14 protein-coding genes are annotated in these 19,376 nt (G+C 71.8%); 8 read left to right on the top strand and 6 right to left on the bottom strand.

All coding sequences use genetic code 11. From position 1 onward, the window contains the following. Positions 1-45: 45 nt before the first annotated feature. Positions 46-897 (top strand): class I SAM-dependent methyltransferase, encoded by an 852-nt coding sequence (locus ACN27G_RS06420; protein WP_421491845.1) that lies wholly within the window; start codon positions 46-48, stop codon positions 895-897. A gap of 26 nt (positions 898-923) precedes the next feature. On the opposite strand, the gene ACN27G_RS06415 is transcribed toward ACN27G_RS06420, so the two are convergent. Then, positions 924-1,958, bottom strand: coding sequence for a cytochrome P450 (locus ACN27G_RS06415; RefSeq protein WP_421491844.1), 1,035 nt, complete (start codon positions 1,956-1,958; stop codon positions 924-926). A 334-nt stretch (positions 1,959-2,292) separates the two neighbouring features. Here ACN27G_RS06415 and ACN27G_RS06410 point away from each other — a divergent pair, with 334 nt between their 5' ends. Further along, a complete protein-coding gene (locus tag ACN27G_RS06410; RefSeq protein WP_421491843.1) occupies positions 2,293-2,985 on the top strand; it encodes a response regulator transcription factor in 693 nt (230 codons plus the stop codon). A gap of 169 nt (positions 2,986-3,154) precedes the next feature. On the opposite strand, the gene ACN27G_RS06405 is transcribed toward ACN27G_RS06410, so the two are convergent. After that, positions 3,155-5,971 carry an AfsR/SARP family transcriptional regulator gene (locus ACN27G_RS06405; RefSeq protein ID WP_421491842.1) on the bottom strand — a complete coding sequence of 939 codons (2,817 nt, stop codon included), beginning with the start codon at positions 5,969-5,971 and terminating at the stop codon, positions 3,155-3,157. 383 nt (positions 5,972-6,354) lie between these two features. On the opposite strand from ACN27G_RS06405, the gene ACN27G_RS06400 reads away from it, so the two are divergent. Beyond that, on the top strand, positions 6,355-7,389 hold the full coding sequence (locus ACN27G_RS06400) for a ParB N-terminal domain-containing protein (RefSeq protein ID WP_421491841.1): 1,035 nt from the start codon (positions 6,355-6,357) through the stop codon (positions 7,387-7,389). Between the two features lie 36 nt (positions 7,390-7,425). Here the strand turns inward: ACN27G_RS06400 and ACN27G_RS06395 are convergent, their stop codons facing one another. Beyond that, entirely contained in the window at positions 7,426-10,356 is a 2,931-nt protein-coding gene (locus ACN27G_RS06395) for an AfsR/SARP family transcriptional regulator (protein WP_421491840.1), read from the bottom strand. Positions 10,357-10,518: 162 nt separating this feature from the next. After that, positions 10,519-11,337, bottom strand: coding sequence for a type I methionyl aminopeptidase (gene map / locus ACN27G_RS06390; RefSeq protein WP_421491839.1), 819 nt, complete (start codon positions 11,335-11,337; stop codon positions 10,519-10,521). A gap of 75 nt (positions 11,338-11,412) precedes the next feature. On the opposite strand from map, the gene ACN27G_RS06385 reads away from it, so the two are divergent. Further along, positions 11,413-11,679: a helix-turn-helix domain-containing protein gene (locus ACN27G_RS06385; RefSeq protein ID WP_421491838.1), complete on the top strand. Its 267-nt coding sequence runs from the start codon at positions 11,413-11,415 to the stop codon at positions 11,677-11,679. 129 nt (positions 11,680-11,808) lie between these two features. Here the strand turns inward: ACN27G_RS06385 and ACN27G_RS06380 are convergent, their stop codons facing one another. After that, the gene (locus ACN27G_RS06380) at positions 11,809-12,654 is read right to left on the bottom strand and encodes an SAM-dependent methyltransferase (RefSeq protein ID WP_421491837.1); all 846 of its coding nucleotides are present in this window, start codon (positions 12,652-12,654) and stop codon (positions 11,809-11,811) included. A gap of 350 nt (positions 12,655-13,004) precedes the next feature. Between ACN27G_RS06380 and ACN27G_RS06375 the strand changes: the two genes are divergently transcribed. Together ACN27G_RS06375 and ACN27G_RS06370 are read left to right on the top strand one after the other, a co-directional pair. After that, positions 13,005-14,048: an ATP-binding protein gene (locus tag ACN27G_RS06375; protein ID WP_421497258.1), complete on the top strand. Its 1,044-nt coding sequence runs from the start codon at positions 13,005-13,007 to the stop codon at positions 14,046-14,048. A gap of 14 nt (positions 14,049-14,062) precedes the next feature. Next, entirely contained in the window at positions 14,063-15,892 is a 1,830-nt protein-coding gene (locus ACN27G_RS06370; protein ID WP_421491836.1) for a DUF2201 family putative metallopeptidase, read from the top strand. A gap of 560 nt (positions 15,893-16,452) precedes the next feature. On the opposite strand, the gene ACN27G_RS06365 is transcribed toward ACN27G_RS06370, so the two are convergent. Beyond that, the gene (locus ACN27G_RS06365; RefSeq protein ID WP_421491835.1) at positions 16,453-18,078 is read right to left on the bottom strand and encodes a DUF6345 domain-containing protein; all 1,626 of its coding nucleotides are present in this window, start codon (positions 18,076-18,078) and stop codon (positions 16,453-16,455) included. A gap of 219 nt (positions 18,079-18,297) precedes the next feature. Between ACN27G_RS06365 and ACN27G_RS06360 the strand changes: the two genes are divergently transcribed. Next, complete coding sequence (locus tag ACN27G_RS06360; RefSeq protein ID WP_421491834.1) at positions 18,298-18,906, top strand: RNA polymerase sigma factor; 609 nt, start codon at positions 18,298-18,300, stop codon at positions 18,904-18,906. Further along, positions 18,903-19,358 carry a hypothetical protein gene (locus ACN27G_RS06355; RefSeq protein WP_421491833.1) on the top strand — a complete coding sequence of 152 codons (456 nt, stop codon included), beginning with the start codon at positions 18,903-18,905 and terminating at the stop codon, positions 19,356-19,358. Before ACN27G_RS06360 ends, ACN27G_RS06355 begins: the two co-directional genes overlap by 4 nt. The last annotated feature ends 18 nt before the right edge of the window (positions 19,359-19,376 follow it).

Genomic DNA, 19,376 nt, shown 5'->3' with positions numbered 1-19,376 from the left:
CGACTGCCGACGACCGGCAACTGCCGTCACGACGGGAGGCCCACCGTGGGGTCTGCGGCACCCTCGCCCGAGCCGGTTCACGCCGGCACCACCGGCGGGCCATGGCAGGCGCACCGGGCGGAGATGGAGGCGGCGTTCGGCGGCAACGCGGCCAGCTATGACGCGGCCCTGCCCTTCTTCGCGACCATCGCCGACCGGCTGGCCGAGGCGATCCGCGCCCGGCTCGCCGGTCCGCCACGCGTCTTCGTCGACGTCGCGGCCGGACGGGGTGCGCTGGCCGAAGCGATGGCCGCGCGTTGCCCGCAGGCCCTGACGGTCGCCTCCGACCTCTCCATCGGGATGATCCGGGCCGCACCCACCGGAAGCACCGGCGCGGCCGTCCACTACCTCCAGGCGGATGCCGAACTGCTGCCGCTACGCTCCGGTCTCGCCGATGCGGTCGGCTGCTCCACCAGCCTGCGGCTGTTCGTCTCCCCGGCGGCCGCCGTGCGCCAGATGCGCCGGGTGACGCGGGCCGGCGGCGTGCTCGGCGTCAGCGAGCTGGGGCCAAGCGACGCGAAGTGGGGCTTCTTCGGCGACATGCTGCGCCGCCAGCTGCGCCGGGCCGGCGTGCGGCCGGTCCACGGCGCGGGCCGGCCGCAGGCCCTACCGGACCTTGTGACGGCGGGTGGATACACGCGGTGGGAGTCCTTCGAACAGACGTTCACCTTCGAGTTCACGGACGAGTTGCACTGGTGGGAGTGGGTGCGGTCACAGTCACAGGGGCACCTGCTGCGCGAGCTGGGCGAGGGTGCGCCGCAGCTGAGGGAGGCGGCCCTCAGGGTGGTCCGGGACTTCCGCCCGATCGACCTGCACCAGACGGTGCGGTTCCTCACCGCGCTGGCCACCCATCAGTGACAGTGCCGGGCGTCAGTGACCGGGCGTCAGTGCCGTGCCAGGCGCACCGGAAGCCGTTGCAGGCAGCGCAGCTCGACGGAGTGCTTGCGCACGGGGCTGTCGGCAAGCGTCAGGCCGGGATATCTGCGCAGCAACCGCTCGATCACCACCTCCCCCTGCAACCTGGCCAGGTGAGCCCCGAGACAGACGTGCCGGCCGGAGCCGAAGGCGACGTTCGGCACCCGCCCGGGCCGGCAGTCGAAGCGGTCCGGGTGGGTGAAAACCCCGGGGTCGCGGTTCGCGGCGGCCAGCGAGAGGACGACCACCCGCCCGCCCGCGATGACCCCGCTCTGCACGGTGACGTCCTCGGTCACCCAGCGGTACGCGACGTTGATCGGGCTCTCGAACCGCAGCGCCTCCTCGATCGCCCGCGGTCTCGCCGCCGGGTCGCGGCGGACCAGATCCCACTGCTCCGGGTCGTCGAGCAGGAGCCAGACGAGGTTGCCGACCAGGCCGGTCACGGTCTCCGCACCTGCCGGAAACAGCCCGATGGCGTTGTCGACGAGTTCGGCCCGGGAGAATCCGCGCTCGCCACCGTCCGCGTCGGCGAGCCGGGCGAGCAGCCCTGCCGGGTCGGGACGGCGGTCGCCGCTGAAGTAGGGGGTCAGGTAGTCGCGGAACGCCTCGATCGCGCAATCGCTGGCCTGCACGGCCTCGGAGGTGGGAGACGGCACCGAGGCGTCCTCGATCGCGGCGACCCACGGGGCCAGCATGCGATAGTCGGTGGTGGGCAACCCGAGTATGACGCAGTTGACCAGGTAGGGCAGCTGGTCGGCGACGTCCCGCATGACGTCGATCACCTGGCCGTGTCGGGACTCGGCGTCGTCGAGCAGGGCATCCACAAGGGACTCGACGGTGCCGCGCAGCGTCCGCGCCGCGCCCGGCGTGAACGGCGGCGAGAGCAGCCCGCGAAGCTGCGTGTGCGCGGGCGGATCCCTGCTGACCACCGCCCGGGCGAACGACTGCGCCGTGGCACCGGCGCGACCCGACAGTGCGTAACGGCGTGACGGAAACTCCCGCACGCACGCCGACTCACGCAAGAGTGCGCGGACATCGTGATATCGCGTCACCACCTGAATGCCATCCGCCGTCAGGTGCAGTGGGTCCTCCGCACGCAGGCGTGCGAGTAGCGGATACGGATTCTCTTGAAAGGCACGGTCTGTCGGGTCGTATGTCGGCACATCCGTCGTACGTCCAGTCGCCACGGACACACGGTAGCGGCGATCAGGCCGACCGCAATGCCGTGACAACCTTGAACAGAGTGCGCAAGCTCCGAGCCACTTGTAACATCGCCCTCGCCTGATCGGGTTCGGCGACCCGGCCGGCACCACGGGTCGGAAGAAAGGTGTGCGGCAGATGCTGAACGGTCCACACAAGACGTCGACGGACCGGAGGATCTCCGTATTCCTCGCCGTGGACAACGTGGTCAAGCGGCACGGTGTCGAAGGCATCTTCCACTCACCGAAGCTGGCGGGCTACGCCCGACTGACCATCGGTTGCCTCGCCGACCTGCCGGCGCGGACCGCCGCGGACTTCGTGCTCGTGGCGCTCCGCGAGCTCGGTGAACAGACGCTCCCCGTTCTCGACGAATACCGAAGGCGGGGCACCAAGGTCCTGATCCTGCTCGACGCCTTCGACTCCTTCGACGCGGACAACGGGACGAGACTGGCCGGCGTCGTGGCCGACGGGTTCCTCGGCGAGGCGGAACTGACGGCGGACCGGCTGGGCATCGCTCTTGCGTGCATCAGCAACGGTGACCTTCCGATGCCCGCGACGCTGGCCCGGGACGTGCTGGACCGGCTGGACCGGTGCACCTGCCAGGCACCGGCCGCGGTGGACGGACTGACACCGCGCGAACACCAGGTGATGTCGCTGATGGTGGACGGCCTCAGCAACAAGCAGATAGCCCGTCGCCTGGGTATCTCCGAGCACGGCGCCAAGCGGCTCGTCGGCAAGATCCTGGTCCGGCTCGACTGCCCGAGCCGTACCGCCGCGGTCGCCCTCGCGATGCGCTCGGGCTACCCCGACGCCAGACCGGCGGCGTCGTAACGCCGGACCCCGTTTCCGCGCCGGCCCGCGACGCCGGTGCACGTCGCGCGGGACCCGTGCCCGGTGCGGGTGGCGGCCCGGCCGATCGGGTGTTCAGCCGCTTCCGGGGCATCGGTTGAACTTGCCGCGACCTCGTACCCGCGCCGCCCTGCGGTGGCGAGCCGGGGGATCAGCCCAGTCGTTCGAGTCGGCGGCGGGCGTCCTCGGCCGCCTGGTCACCCAGTTCGTCGTAGATCTGCGCCGCACGCCGCCACGCGGTTGCCGCCCCGGGCAGATCGGCGATCGACTCCCGCGTCTCGCCGAGCCGGATCAGGGTTTCGGCCTCGTGGTACCGGTCCGCGGAGTCGCGGAACAGCCGGATCGCCTGTTCATAACAGCTCAGTGCCCGGTCGTGCTCGCCGAGGCGGTCGTACGCGAAGCCGAGGCTGTCCAGCGTCGCCGCCTGGCCGTTGCGGTCGCCGCTCCGCTGCTGCCGGGCGAGGGCCTCCGTACAGCTCGCGATGGCCTGGGGATAGTCGCCCGCGCTGGCGTACAACCAGCCGATCGCGTTCAGCGTCCGTGCTTCTCCGGAGCTGTTCCCGGCCAGCCGATAGAGCCGCAGCGCTTCGCGGCCGAGCGCGAGCGCCTCCTCCGGCCGGCCCCGCAGATAGCAGAGTTCGCAGTAGTTGTGCAGGGTCTGCGCCTGGCCGGTCGGATCGCCGAGGCGTTCGTGCAGTTCGAGTGCGCGCCGCAGCCGGAATTCCGCGGTGTCGTGCTGGCCGAGCCGGGTGAACGCGCGGGCCAGCAGCCGGTTCGTCGCGGCCTGCCCGGCGACGTCGTCGATCTTTTCCGCGGCCGCGAGCGCGACCCGCTGGGTGGCGAGCTGCTCCTGCCAGAGACCGCTCGGTGCGAGGAACGTGTTCAGCGTCCAGGCTATCTGCCAGGCGTACGCCTCGAATCCCGTCTCGGCGGCCTGGACGACGAGGCGCAGCAGCACGCGCCGCTCCGCCGTGAACCAGGCGAGCGCGGTGTCGTGGTCGGCCGCCGGCCTCCTCAGCTGCGCCGGCAGCGGTGGCACCGGGTCGATGGGCGCCCACTGCGGCTGGAGCAACAGCGCCGCCGGATAGGCGTCGTGCAGGTAGTAGTCGTACAACCGGTGCCGGGCGGCCAGCCGTTCGTCGGCGTGCTCCGACGATTCCGCAAGCTCGGCCGCGTAGCCTCGGAGGAGATCGTGGAAGGCGTACCGGCCCGGAACGTGTTCGGCCAGCAGGTGGAGCCGGGTCAGCTCGCGCAGCGGCGGCAGGACGGCCGGCACCGGCACTCCGGCGAGCGCGGCGGCGGCGTCGACGGTGAGATCGGGGCCCGGATGCAGCCCCAGCAACCTGAACAGACGCGACGCGTCCCGGCCCAGTGCCAGGTACGACCACGAGAAGACCCGCCGGGCATCCCCGTTGGCCAGGGCGTCCAGTCTCGCCTCGGCCGCGTGCAGCTCCGCGGCGATGGCGTCGAGCGGAAACGAGGCGTGCGTGGCGATGCGGGCCGCCACCATCGACAGGGCGAGTGGAAGCCGACCGGTGGCCGCGATGATGCCGGTGACCGCGGCCGGCTCGGCGGCGAGCCGGTCCGAGCCGAGCCGGCGGGACAGCAGGCTCATCGACTCTTCGGTGGTGAGCACGTCCAGCGTCAGAGGTACCGCGCTCTCCTCCGCGACCAGGCCGCTGAGCCGATCGCGGCTGGTGACCACGACCACACACCTGCCGGCACCGGGCAGCAGTGGGCGTACCTGGTCGGAGTCCCGCGCGTTGTCGAGCACCACGAGCATCCGGCGCGAGGCCAGCAGGTCGCGGTAGCGTCCGATCCGGGCCTGGACGCCGGACGGGATCCGGGCGTGCGGCACGCCCAGTGCCTCGAGGAAGCCGAGCAGGGCATCGTCCGGGGACATCGCGTCGGCGTCGTCGTATCCGCGCAGGTTCGCGTAGAGCTGGCCGTCGGGAAAGTGCCCGGCCATTCGGTGTGCCCAGTGCAGCGCCAGGGCGGTCTTGCCGACCCCGGCCATGCCGGAGACCGCGGAGATCACCACCGTCGTCGGGCCCGGTGCCCCCTCGTCGAGAAGCGCGTCGAGGTTGGCGAGTTCGGCGCCACGGCCGACGAACTCCGGCACCGCGAGGGGCAGCTGCGCGGGACGTCCGGTGAGCGGGTCCGGCGGCGCGGCGCCGCGCACCGGCCCGTCCGGGCCGGTCGCCGACGACGCTGCCAGGCCCGGGCGGTGGTGCAGGATGTCGTTGCGCAACCGGGTGAGCTGCGGCGCCGGCTCCAGGCCGGCCTGCTCGGCCAGCACCTGCCGCGCCTGCCGGAAGGCGTCAAGCGCGCCGGCCACATCGCCGATGCGGTACAGACCGAGCATCAGCTGGCCCCACGCCCGCTGCCGCAGCGGATGCCGGTCGAGAAGGGCACGCAGCCGCTGTACGACCTCGGCCCGCGAGCCGAGCGCCAACATCGCCTCGGCGTAGTCCTCCTCGGCGACCATCCGCCGCTCCTCCACCTGCCCGACCCGCCAGGCCAGCGACGGATGCAACGGCAGACCGGAGAGCGCCGCCCCGCGCCACATGCCGACGGCGGCGGCGAGCTCCACTTCGGCCAGGGCCGCGTCCCCGGCGGCGAGAGCGTCCCGGCCACGGGCCGCGGCCGCGTCGAACCGGTCCAGATCCCGCTCGGCGGGCCCCACCCGGATCCGGTAACCACGGGCCGCGGCGGAGATCCCCTGCCACGACTCGCCGCCACCCAGCGACCGCCGCAACCCTCGCACGTAGGTACGCAGGTTCGCCGCCGCGGACGGGGGCGCCTCGTCGGCCCACAACACCGCGGCCAGCTCATCGGTGCCGACCACGTCGTTCGGCCGCAGCAGCAGGGCCGCCAGCAGCAGGCGCTGCTTCACCGAGCCCAGCGGAACAGGCCGGCCCTCGCGGGTGACCACCAGCGGGCCGAGCAGGTCGAAGCGCAGAAGCACGGTCCATTTGTACCGGACGCCGCGCCGCCGCCCGCCACGGCTGTACGCCACTTATACAAGAGTTGTACGTGGATCACCGTAGCCTTCCCCTGTACGGACCACCAAAAGTGCAATGGCTTCCGTGTCGTATCCGATCCGCCCGGCCTTCGCCGCTGCCCTGAATGGGGGCACGGTGCCACCGGACCGCGACCGGATAACGCGCGGCGGATTCAGCGACGCCTCCAACCGATCCAGGAGCCCCGGTGCCAGCAGTCCCGTCCCGAGCGATTGTCACCCATGCGGAACCACCTTTCGTCATGTACATGGCAGGAATACCTGGGCGTCCTCGGAGATCGGCACCCGCGCATTTTCCAGACCTTTTCGCCCGCATCCTTTCCGCACCTGTGGAACTGGTCGAGATCGCCGCGTTGCGTGACGGCCTCTCGCCGCGTCTGGACGGCACCAGTCCGGCACACACCAGGCAGCTCGCCGATCTGGTCGCCATGGTTCCACCGATCGTGGTGCAGCGTGCGTCGTTGCGCGTCGTCGACGGCATGCACCGGCTGGAGGCGGCGCGCTCCCGCGGGGAACATCTGATCCCCGTCGTCTACTTCGACGGGACGGACGAGGAAGCCTTCGTCGCCGCGGTACGGCTCAACTCCGTACACGGTATGCCGCTGTCGGCGCGGGACCGTGCCGCAGCCGTCGGGCGCATCCTCGGCGCGCACCCGCACTGGTCGGACCGGCGGATAGCCGCCGTCTGCGGAGTCTCACCGAAGACCGTCGCCGCGCAGCGACGCCGGTCACCCGACCACCGGAACCGGCTGGGCGTCCGGGTCGGCCGGGACGGCCGCCGGCATCCGCTCTCCGCGGAGAAGGGCCGCCGGATCGCGACGGAGATCATGCGGAGCCGGCCGGGAGCGAGCCTGCGCGAGGTCGCCCGCGAGGCGGGAATCTCCGTGGGCACCGCGATGGACGTACGGCGCAAGCTCGCCGCGGAGAACGGCGTGGTGAATCCGGCCGAGGCGGGTCTGCCCTCCCCGCCCGTCGCACATGCCGCTCCGGCAGCCCCGGTCCGGTCCAACGTCACCGTGCTACGGCCCACCGGCAAGTGGTCCTCGGCAACCGGCCAGGGCGCCACGCTCACCGCCGAGGCACGGTTGGAGCGCCTGCTCCACGACCCGTCGCTGCGCTACACCGAGCGGGGCAGGGCGCTGCTCCGGCTGGCGTCGATGACGCTGGCGTTCATCGCCCGGTCCGACACGGTCGCGGAGAACGTCCCGGACCACTGCCGGGAGTCGCTGCGCGCCATCGCGGATGCCTGCGCGGACGGCTGGCAGGAGTTCGGCGAACGCCTCGCGGAGACGGAATCGGTCCGATCCGCCGGAGCCAGCACGACAGGGCTGTCCCCCGCACGTGCCGAGGCGGCGGCCAGGTAGCGGCCACCATCCGGTCCCGACTGCGTCCCCGGTCGGTCACGCCGCCCCGCGGGACAGCCTTGCACGGAGTTCGCCGGCGTCCGGGTGGCCGGTGAGTTCGAAGATCTCCAGCGCCTGCTGCCAGGCCTCGCGGGACTCCGCGGGGCGCCCGTCGGCGTGGTACGCGTCACCCAACCGGAACAGTGTCTCGGCTTCGTAGAACTGGCTGCCGGCCTGGCGGGACAGTCTCAGCGCCTGTTCGTAACAGTGGATGGCCTGCGCCGCGTCGCCCAGGTGATGATGGATGAATCCGAGGCTGTCCCAGGTGTTCGCCTCGCCGAGGATCATGCGCATCTCCTGATAGATCTGGAGCGCCTGCTCGCACAGGGGAAGAGCGATGGCGTGGTCGCCCAACAGGGCGTGGCACCAGCCTGCCGCGTTGAGGGCACGGGCCTTCCCTGCCTGGTGCGCCTCGGCCACGAACTGGTCGAGCGCGCTGAGGGCATGCTCCAGCGCCGCGGCTGTCCGACCGCTCCGTTCGAGGGAGTGGCTGAGGGCGAGATCCGTGTATGCCACGGCGATCTTGTTCCCGAGTGCCTGGTGGATGCCGAGCGCTTCTCGAAGATGGACGTGCGCGTCGTCGAAGCGGCCGAGCTTGCTGTAGGCACGGCCCAGACCCTGGTGTGTCGCCGCCTGCCCGGCCAGGTCACCCATGGCACGCGTCGTCTTCAGGGCGGACTCCCGGACGGTCACCCAGTCCTGGAGCCGACCGGACATGTGCAGATAGGACTCGAAGGTCGCGGTCAACGGCTCGACGAGTTCCGGCATCCCCAGATCGGCGGCGCGCTCGTTCGCCGTGAGCAGGGCCCGGTGCTCGGTCTTGAACCACGCGACGGCCCGATCGTGGTCTGGGCTCGCGACGGTGGTGACCCCGGGAGCTGGCGGCTCCAGCTGATGATCGAGCTGGGGCGCGATCTGCCGGTCCGCGAGACGCGACGAGTGGAGATAGTGGTCGAACAGCCGGCGTAGCGCGGCCCGGCGTTCCTCTTCGGCCTCGGTCTCCATGACGAGTTCGGCCGCGTACGCACGCATGAGGTCGTGCAGGGTGTAGCGGCCGGGACGGTGCTCGTCGATCAGGTTCGCGCTGTTGAGTTCGGCCAGGGCGCGTCGTGCCTCACCGGCCGGCAGGCCGGTCAGGCTGGCCGCCGCCTCCACACTCACATCGACGCCGATGTGCAGGCCCAGCATGCGGAACAGCCGCGCGACCGGCCCATGATGCGCCCGGTACGACCAGGAGAGGACCGCGCGCAAGTCTCGGGTCTCGTCGTCGCCGGTGAACATGTCCAGGACGGCCCGGGAGCCGCGCAGTTCCGCGGCCAGTTGCGCGAGGGGAGTCGTCGGTGCGGTGGCGGCGCGGGCCGCGACGATCGCGAGGGCCAGCGGCAGGCCGCCGCATCTCTCGATCACCGCGTCCACCGCATCCGTCTCGGCGTCCATACGTGCCTTGCCCAGCCGACACGCCAGGAGTTCTCGCGCCTCGTCGCGGGAGGGCACGGCCACCGGTAGCGGGTGGGCGCCCTCGACCGCGACAAGCCCCGCGAGCTGGTTGCGGCTCGTGACGACGACGACGCCACCCGAGGTGCCCGGCAACAGTGGCCGGACCTGTTCCGCGCTGAACGCGTTGTCGAGCACGACCAGTACGCGCCGGCCGGCGAGCAGACTGCGGTAGAGGCCCACCTGCGCTTCGAGGGTGGTCGGAATCCGTAAGGCGGGGATGCCGAGCGCCTCGAGGAAGCTCCGGATCGCCTCGTTCGGGCTCATCACCGAACGGCTCGGACCGTACCCGCGAAGGTTGATGTAGAGCTGGCCGTCGACGAAGCGGTGCGCGACCGCGTGGGCCCAGTGCAGTGCCAGTGCCGTCTTGCCCACCCCACCCGGACCTGTGATCACCGATATGGTCACCCCGGCCCGCCTCGGAGTGTCCGCCAACTCGGAGAGTCGGTGCAGTTGTGCGGTGCGTCCGACGAACATCGCGGTCTCGGGCGGAAGCTGCCGGGGGACGAGCAGATTCGGACGGCTGCCGTTGCCCTCCGCGCGCCAGGACATCGCCGCCATCCCGGTCCCCGGATGCTGGGCCGCCGCTCCCCCCGGAACACTTGTCGCACCCTCCGCACCGACCGGGGCGGAGGTCTCCGGTCGTGGCTGCCGGCCGGCGGCGGCCTGCCACGGACGGGGGATCTCGCCGTGGCGCAGGATCTCGGCGTGGAGCTGGCTGAGCCACGGCGCCGGATCCAGGCCGGTCTCCTCGGCCAGCACCCGCCGGGCCCGCTGGAACGCCCCGAGCGCGCCCGCCACATCCCCGGCGTGATACAGCGTCACCATCAACTGGCCCCAGGCCCGCTGCCGGAGTGGGTGCCGATCCAGCAGCGCCCGCAGGCGGGGTAGCACCGCGTCGATCGCACCGATGGCCAGCAACGCGTCGGCGTAGTCCTCCTCTGCGAGTGCCCGCCGCTCCTCGAGCTGGCCGGCCAGGTGGACCAGCGGCGCCGGCAGCGGAAGATCGGCCAGCGGCGCCCCGCGCCAGATGTCGACGGCCGTCGCGAACTCGGTCGCTGCGCCGGTCGGATCGTTCGCGGCGAGCGCACGCCGGCCACGCGACGCCGCCGCGTCGAAGCGGTCCAGATCCCGCTCCCCCGGCTCGACCCGCAGCAGGTACCCGCCGGCCACGGCGGTCAACCGCGACGGGCCGCTGTCGTCGTTCAGGCGCCGGCGCAGGCCCAACACGTAGGTGCGCAGGTTCGCCGCCGCCGACGCCGGTGGGGTGTCCCCCCAGATCACGGAGAGCAGGTCGTCAACACCGACGACCTCATTCGGCCGAAGTAGCAGGGCGGCGAGCAGCAGGCGTTGCTTGACCGATCCCAACGGGACGGCCTGGCCGTCCTCGCGCGACACCACCAGGGGTCCCAGCAGGTCGTAGCCAAGATTCACGAGCAGCCTTCGGGTACGGCTGTGCCTGGGCAGTACGGGCCACACCCTACCGCGCCGCCATGATCGGTCGACGAACGGCGGACCCGCACGCCGTCCGCAGCGGGATGGGGCGTCCGTGCGCGGCGCGCCCCGAGCGGCACGCGGGCAGGGTCCGGACGCGACTCAGGGCGCCGTGGCAGGCCTCCTGGCGGGGTCGGCCGGGGCGGCACCCTGGGAGGGGCGGCGGGTCAGGACCTGGGGTCCGGCAGCCGTGATGGCGACGGTGTGTTCGGAGTGGGCGGTGCGGGACCCGTCGGCGGAGCGGATCGTCCAGCCGTCGTCGTCAAACTTGATCTTATCGGTGGAGCGGCAGAACCACGGCTCGATGGCGATGGTGAGCCCGGGATCGAGCTTGAGGCCCCGGCGGGCACGGCCGTTGTTGGCAACGTGCGGGGCCTCGTGCATCGTGCGGCCGATGCCGTGGCCGCCGAACTCGCCGTTGACGCCGTAGCCGTAGGAGCGGGCGACCTCACCGATCGCCGCCGAGACATCGCCGAGGCGGCCGCCGGGCCGGGCGGCGGCGATGGCGGCCTCCAGGGCGACCTCGGTGGCCTCGATCAGCTTCAGGTCGGCCGGGTCGGGGGTGCCGACGACGACCGAGAGAGCGGAGTCGGCGACCCAGCCGTCGATGCCGACCGCCATGTCGATGCTGAGCAGGTCACCGTCGCGCAGGACGTAGTCGTGTGGCAGGCCGTGCAGCACCGCGTCGTTGACCGACAGGCACAGCACGTTGCGGAACGGACCGCGGCCGAACGACGGGGCGTAGTCCCAGTAGCAGGACTCGGCGCCACGCTCGGCGATCCGCCGGCGGGCGTGATGCTCGAGGTCCATCAGATTGACGCCGACCGCGGCGACACCACTCAGCTCGGCGAGCAGCTCGCCGACGAACTGGCCGGCCACCGCCATCCGGCCGATCTCCTCGGCGGTCTTGAGCTCGATCACGACAGCCTCCCTCTCCGTCTGCGGTATTTTTATACCACGACGGTCGGGACGCTCCGGGGGGGATATCCTGCTGGCATGGTTCGCCAACCGCTCACCGCCGAACAGATCGCCGCGGGCCAGCGCCTCGGAACCGCCCTCCGGGCCGCACGGGCCGGCCGCAGCCTCGTCGAGGTGGCCCTGGCAGCCGGCATCTCCCCCGAGACGCTGCGCAAGATCGAGGCGGGCCGCCTCCCCGCACCGGCGTTCGGCACCGTGGTCTGCCTGAGCCAGGCCCTCGATGTCCCCCTCAGCGACCTGGCCGGCGTCTGGCTGGCCGACATGCCCATCCGCCAGGCGTCCTGAAGACCTGCTGCCCACGCACTTCCGGCAGGAGATCCGGCGCCCAGCCCGGGCGGTGTGTCCGACGCCGGTGCAGATCCTGGATCGGCCCGGTCCCGTCGACGGATCAGACCTCGCGGCCGAGTTGACGGATCAGGGCTTACGACCGACCACGCCGTAGGCGGTGACGTCGCGTGCGGCGGGCCGGGGCTGCGGCTCCGTCTCGGCCCGCCACTCGGCGAGCGGCACGATCCCCGGCGGGACCAGCTCCAGGTCGGTGTAGAACCGGCCGATCTCCTCGGCCCTGCGGGCCCGACCCTGCCCGTTCGCCGGATTCTCCCGCCAGGCCGCCTCGATCCTGGCGGCCTGCTCCGGCGGCAGGAAGTCGTTGGTGAAGTGGGTCATCACCAGCGCGCTGCCGGCGGGCAGCGGCGCGAGCAGTTCCTCGACCAGGCCGTACGGGTCGTCGTCGTCGACGATGAAGTGCAGGACCGCGACCAGCAGCACCGCCACCGGCTGCGCCAGGTCGAGCGTGGCGAGCAGGTCCGAATGAGTGAGGATCTCCCGCGGCTGCCGCAGGTCAGCGTCCAGATAGGCGGTACGCCCCTGCGCGGTGCTGGTCAGCAGCGCCCGCGCGTGCGCCAGCACGATCGGATCGTTGTCCACGTAGACGATCCGCGACTCCGGAGCGATCGACTGCGCCACCTCGTGGGTGTTGCCCGCCGAGGGGATGCCGGTGCCGATGTCGAGAAACTGCCGTATCCCGGCATCACGGGCCAGGTAGCCGACCGCGCGGCGGAGGAACCGGCGGTTCTCCTGGACGCCGATCCGGGCGCTCGGGTAGACCTTCAGCAGCGCCTCGGCCGACTCGCGGTCGGCAGCGAAGTTGTCCTTGCCGCCGAGCAGGTAGTTGTAGCGGCGGGCCGGGTGCGGCACCGTGGTGTCGATCCGGGTGGCGCCACCCCTGACCGACGGTGACTGGGAACTAGGGTCGGGCACCCGGCACCTCCAGACCTGTATCGGAGCCGCGCCCATCGTATGCGCCCGTGGTGGTGACGGTCGGCGCCGGGGCAGGAGTTCCGGCGCGGCCCGTCCTGGCACGACGGACACAGCCCCGTCACGCGCCGCGCCCGGGGACCACGAAGTCCAGGACCTCGCACCAGAGCCGCGCCAAGCAGCTCGGGGTCGCCGCAACCGAGCACGAGCTCACTGATATGACATGCCATTGGCGAAACCTGCTCTCGGCGGAGGACCGGCCAAGCGGCCGGGTGCGGAGTCGGCGGGACGGATATGGGATGCGGGCTGGTCCTGGTCATGGGCAGGATGAACGGGTGCACTCCGCGATCTCGGTGACACCGGCCCAGTTGCCGGATCTTCTGCTGCATGTGGCGGTGGTCCGGCCGGTGTTCGTGTGGGGTGCTCCGGGCATCGGCAAGAGTTCGCTGGTGCGCCACTTCGCCGCCTCGCTCGGGTTGGACTGCGTGACTCTGGTCGGTACGCAGCTCGCGGCGGAGGACCTGATCGGGGTGCCGGAGCTGCGGAACGGCCGCAGCCGGTTCGCGCCACCGGAATCGATCGCCCGCGATGATCCGTATTGCCTCTTCCTCGACGAGTTGAACGCGTCGGCGCCGGAGGTGCAGAAGGCGTTCTACTCACTGATCCTGGACCGCCGCATCGGGGCCTACGAGTTACCTCCGGGTTCGATCGTGATCGGCGCGGGTAACCGGGCAACCGACAACGCGCTGGCCCGGCCGATGGCGTCGGCGTTGGTCAACCGGCTGGTCCACGTGCACCTGCGCGCCAGCGTCGACGACTGGCTGGCGTGGGCGCAGGGCGCCGGGATCCACCGCTGGGTGGTCGACTACCTGTCCGAGCGTCCGGACCAGTTGTGGGCGAGCCCGCCCAAGGTGGAAGAGACGTTCTCCACCCCGCGCAGCTGGCACATGCTCTCCGACGCACTGCTGTCCTACGGTGACGCCGTCGGCGAGCAGACCCTGCGGCTGTTGGCCGCCGGCACGCTGAGCCCCGCCCACGCGGCCGCCTTCTGCGGCTACGTGAAGATCGTGCGGCACCGGTACGGGCTCGACGCCGTCGTACGCGGGGACGTGGGCTGGCCCACCGCCGCCGCGGACCGGGACCTGCTGTACTTCCTCTCCGAGGCGTTCCGGGCGCGGTTGGTCAAGGAACTGCCGACGAGCAAGGACCACGCGTCACCGACGTTGCGGCAGTTCGCACACCGTGCCAAGGCGCTACTCGTCGAGTTGGCGGAAACCTCCCTGGAGTGCGCCCAGATGGTCATCTCCACCGACGAGGACGGCGCACCGGTACTGCCGGCATGGTTCCTGGTCGAGGTGAGCCGGGACCTGCCCCGGCTGGTCGCCGCCCGAACCTGACGCCGGACACCGCGATGGGCAGGAAGAAGCGAACGCAGATCGATCCGAACGTCGCCGCGTTCGAGGCAGCGTGGCGGAAGCTGACCAGCCACCCGATGTTCGCTCCGCTGCTGAGCGTCCCGGTCGGGCCGTGGCGGCGCGCCGGCGTGCGGGCGGTGCTGGCCGACGACGCCACACTGCTGGCGGCGAACGCGATCGCCCTGGTCGACGCGCAGGGCATGATTCTGGCCAGCAAGGCTCACCGGCTCGACGAGGACCAGTGGTCGTGGGTGCTGGCGCACTGCCTGCTGCACCTCGGTTTCGGGCACCTCGCCCCGGACCGCCACGCCACCGACCCGGCATACCGGGATGTGGCCTGCCTCGCGGTGGCACGGTTCCAGCGGGCCGTCAAGCTCGGCACCGAGCCGGTACCACTGCCGGCCGACCTACCCGCCGTCGACGAGTCGGTGCTGCTGCGGCAGTGGCGGCAGGCCGGCGTGCCGGCCGGGTACGCGGGCTGCGGCACCGGCGGCCACGGACCGGACCTGGTTCCGCCACGTCCCTGTCCGGACGCCTCCGGTGCCGGTGTGCCGGACTGGCCGGCGCAGTTCGCGGTGGGTCTCTCGGCAGCGGCGACGGCGGCGGTGGACGTGGCCGGCGGGGCACGCAGCTCGCTGACCGACCAGGCCGGTCACCGTCGACCGTGGCACCTGGCGATGGGCTGGTTCCTGTCGTCCTATCCGCTGCTCGGTGCGCTGGCGTCCCGATTCACGCTGGTCGCCGACGCCGAGCTCGCGCGGGGCTGGGACATCGCGATCGCCGCCGTCTCCCCGGCCGCCGGGGAGATCTACCTCAACCCCCTGCGGCACCTGTCGAGCCTGCAGTGGCGGTTCGTGCTGGCGCACGAGATGCTGCACGCCGCACTGCGCCACGGCGACCGGGTCGGTGGACGCGATCCGTACCTGTGGAACGTCGCGGCGGACTACGTCATCAACGGCTGGCTGATCGAGATGGGCGTCGGCGAACCACCCGACAGCCTGCTCCACGATCCGCAGCTGGCCGGAATGTCCGCCGAGGCGGTCTACGACCACATCGCCAAGGACCTGCGCCGCCTTCGCAGACTGGCCACCCTGCGTGGCACCGGGCTCGGTGACGTGCTCGGCGAACCCCTGCCGCGTGCCGGCGGGTCCGGGCGCGGAGTCGACCTGGACGACTTCTGCCGGCGGGCGTTGTTGGACGGCTACGCCTACCACCAGCGGGAGGGGCGGGGTCACCTGCCGGCCGGACTCGTCGCCGAGATCCAGGTCCTGGAACAGCCGCCGCTGCCGTGGGACGCCAGGCTGGCGCGCTGGTTCGACGAGTACGTACCGTCTCCGCAGCGTGTCCGTTCCTACGCCCGCCCGTCACGGCGGCAGGCCGGCACCCCGGACATCCCGCGACCGGGCTGGCGGTGGCCCGAGGAAGCGGTACCCCGGTGCACCTTCGGCGTCGTGCTGGACACCTCCGGATCCATGAACCACGACCTGCTCGGCAGGGCACTCGGGGCCATCGCCTCGTACGCCACCGCCCGTGACGTGCCCGCCGCACGGGTGGTCTTCTGCGACGCCCACCCGTACGACGCCGGTTACCTGCCGGTCGAACAGATCGCCGGCCGGGTACGGGTCCGCGGCCGGGGCGGCACCGTGCTTCAGCCCGGCATCCACCTGCTGGAGACCGCCCGCGACTTCCCCACCGCCGCACCGATCCTGGTCATCACCGACGGACACTGCGACGCCGTACGTCTCCGTCGCGAACATGCCTTCCTCATTCCGGAGGCAGCCCGGCTGCCCTTCACACCCCGAGGCCCCGTCTTCCGACTACGGTGACGACGACGCCTCGGTGAGACGCGGCGACGCCGCCCCGCGCACCGATCCCTCTGGCAGGTCGCGAGCGTCGCCGGGGTCGACGCTGTGCTCGCCCACCTCGGTGCTGCCCCGCCTGCCACGCCCACTGCATAAGGGCGACGCCGTACGCCGACGGTCGTCGCCTGGTCCCGTGTACGGCGACGCGCTCGCCACGAGCCGTTCCGACACCACCGCGACCCATCATCCGCGAAGGAGTGGCCATGTCCCCCGGCTCGACCCCGATTCTGCTCCTCGGAACGCTGGACCGAGCCAGGGGTCCGTAGCGGAGCGCCACCGGCGCCGCACCGCGGACCACGCCGCACCGGCTCTGGCGCTCTGTCACCGCCTCAATACCGTCCACGCTGGACGAAAGCACGAGGTGCTGATGCGGCGGCCCGGCCCTGATTCCACGAGCCGTCGGGGTCCCGACGCCGAGGCGTCGACCACCGGCCGGGGCACCTGCGGGACGGGCCGTCCCGGTACGCCGGGCGGCGTACCGGGACGGCACCGGGGCAGGTCACCCCCGCGGTGACAGCGGTGGATCAGGACGTGCCGGAGATGTACCACCATCCGGTCCGCTGTGCCGCGGAGACGTCCGGACCGACCGACCCCTTACCCCAGAAGTAGTCGTTCAGGTTGACCAGGCCACCCGGCCCGATCGGTCCCATGGTCGCCCACACCACGGAGCTGGGCTGGTCGTCGATCGAGGCCTGCGCCCACGCCGCGCGCACCGACATCGGGTTGTTCCACCAGAGGAACGGCGTGCGGAGCATGTAGTTGGCGTAGGTGCCGCCGTGGCTGGAGCTGTGGTAGGAGACGGTGTCGAAGCTGTTGATCTGGTGCAGCCCGTGGAACGCGTTGCCCCAGCGCTGCCACCACCGCTGCCCGGCAGCGCCGTCGTCCAGCACCAGGCAGGTGAAGAGGCTCATCCACTCCACGTCGCCGTTGCCCCAGCGGGCCTCGGTGTTGGACAGGAAGGTGTCGTCGACGCTGCTGCACCCGGAGAAGCTGAAGCCCGTCGGCGAGCCGTGCCCCTGCCAGTAGGTCATGTCGACGTGGTCGGTCCAGTCGCCGTCGTGGCCGCTGTATGCCGGGTCCTTGAAGTCGTCCTCCCAGGCGTTCTGGTCGAGCCAGCTGAACTCGACCGGGTAACCCGAGCTGGTGAAGCGGTTGTTGAAGGACGCCAGGTTGGTGCCGGTGTGCGGCAGGCCGGAGCAGGGACCGGTGCCCTCGCTGCCGACGTCGGCGACGCCGTAGGCGAAGGTGGACATCTGCGGTCCGCCCCCACGCGGCGGCGGTGGCGCCGGCAGTTCGGGCAGGCTCGCGTCGACCGCGGCGGGCACGAAGACGACCTGTGCCGGCGTACCGTCCCGGCTCACCCCGGCGCACCGGAAACTGGGCTCGACCCGATCGAGTGCCGTCGACAGGGCCGGCGCGTAGTAGGCGTACTCCGGCTGCTTGACCGTGACGGCGCCGGCCATCGCCTTCTCGCACCGCTGCCTGCCGGCGGCGAGGTCGAGCACCGGCACGCTGCCCTTCGGCTCCAGCGCCCGGGTGCTGTAGGAGAGCTGGCTGACCGCGCCCGCGCCGTCGAAGGCCACCCGGACCTTGCTGCCCGGTCCCTCGTACGGCAGGCCGGCCAGGGTGAACGAGAAGGAGACCGTCGTGTCCAGCGCGGCGGAGACGGTCTGCCGGCCGCGCCCGTCGACGGCCTCGAACGTGGTGTTGCCGGCGCTCGCCGCGCCACCCTCGGGATACAGGCCCGCTTCGGAGAGCGTCCCGGTAACCCGCTTCAGCGCCTCCTTGGGATCGATCGGCTTGATCCGCCCCAGCGCCGCCACGTCCAACAGGCTGACGGTGGTGGCGTTGCCGTCCTCGTCCTTCCCGCCCTGGCCGGCGTCGATGGTCGGCACCGCCAGGAAGCCCTTCTCGTCGGCGAACCGCACGCTGCCGTCCTTCTCGCGGGCGACCTCGACGCCGAAGACCTGCCCCAGCTTGGCGGCCTGCTCCTCGTCGAGTCCCGAGGCGCGCACCGCGTACACGGGCAACTCGGTCTCGGCCGCCAGGGCCGATCCCCCCGCCGCAACCGCGCCCGCGGTTCCGACCATCGCACAGGCAGCGAGCCCGCAGGCGAGCCTGCGGGCAATGTCGGTGGTGTGAAGTGTCATCTCCCCCTCCTCGGACGGTGAACGGCCGGATGGCGCGCCGTCCCTGACCTGAAGGAGGTCGGACGGGCCCGTCTGATACCCCGGCGCCGGAACAGATCCGAGTTCGGTCGGCCAGCCGACGGATCGTGGCCCCGGGTGCGGGGAACGGATACGCTGCGGCGGTGATCGGCCGGCTGGCCGAAGGATCGGCGCGTCGCCGGTGGCACGAGGACGGGGACGGTGACTCGAGTGACGCTCCAGGGCACCACCGTGGAGGCGGGGACCGCCGCCTGGGACGCCGCCGCCCGGCACTTTGCCGCGTGGCGGGGCGGCGATCGTACCGGTCTCGACCGTCTCGTGCGGCTGATGACGCCCACGCTCTGGCACCTCGCCCGCGCCCACAGCCTGGACCGCCGGGCGGCGGAGGACGCGGTGCAGGCCACCTGGCTCGCGCTGGTCCGCAACGCGGAGTCCGTCCGCGACCCGCAGGCGATCTGGCGGTGGACGACCACGACGGTACGCCGGGAGGCGTGGCGCCTCGCCAGGACGCACCGCCAGGAGGACATGGCCGAGCCGTCCACCCTCGACGAACTCGTGGCGTCGGTGCCCGGTCCGGAGGCCCAGGTCCTCGCCGACGACGCCGTCCGCAGCCTCTGGCAGCAGGTCGCCCGGCTGCCCGAGCGGTGCCGCCGCCTGCTCCGGGCGATCGCCTTCGACAACCGGCCGGACTACGCGACGCTCTCGACCGAACTGGCCATCCCCGTCGGCAGCATCGGCCCCACCCGGAGCCGCTGTCTGGAGAAGCTGCGCCGGGCGCTCGGCGAAGACCCGCGCCGGAGCGAGCGGTGAACCCCGACGAACGGGCCCTGCTGGCGGAGCTGCGGTCCATGTGGGAAACAGTCGATCCGCCCCCGGCGGACCTGGCCGACCACATCCTGTTCCTGCTGGACCTGGGCGACGTCGAGGTGATGACCGCGAGCCGGCAGCTCTCCGCCGCCGGAGCGCGCAGCGCCGAGAGCACGTCGACGATCACCTTCGCCTCCGGGCAGCTCACCGTGATGGTCACGGTCTCGCGCTCCGGAGCGCACCGGCACCGGCTCGACGGCTGGATCGCCCCCGGCGTCGCCCTGCGGATCGACCTCCGGGAAAGTGACGAGGTACGCGAGGGTTCCAGCGACGCCGATGGCCGGTTCGTCTTCACCGACGTCCCGTCCGGCTTCTTCCAGCTTGTCATCCATCCGACGGACGATCCCGCCGTGCGGCTGACCCGCCCGCTGGTAGCGCCCGTCACCGAGATCTGATTGCCCGGGTATCGACAG

The organism is Plantactinospora sp. WMMB334 (assembly GCF_049179095.1).
Lineage (GTDB): Bacteria > Actinomycetota > Actinomycetes > Mycobacteriales > Micromonosporaceae > Plantactinospora.
Note: the sequence above shows the minus strand (reverse complement) of the source record. Positions and strands in the feature narration are given on the sequence as shown.

Excerpts from the sequence above, each read along its gene's own strand:
- ACN27G_RS06370 (WP_421491836.1), top strand. The coding sequence starts at position 14,063 with ATGGGCAGGAAGAAGCGAACGCAGATCGATCCGAACGTCGCCGCGTTC.
- ACN27G_RS06365 (WP_421491835.1), bottom strand. The coding sequence starts at position 18,078 with ATGACACTTCACACCACCGACATTGCCCGCAGGCTCGCCTGCGGGCTC.
- ACN27G_RS06385 (WP_421491838.1), top strand. The coding sequence starts at position 11,413 with ATGGTTCGCCAACCGCTCACCGCCGAACAGATCGCCGCGGGCCAGCGC.
- ACN27G_RS06410 (WP_421491843.1), top strand. The coding sequence starts at position 2,293 with ATGCTGAACGGTCCACACAAGACGTCGACGGACCGGAGGATCTCCGTA.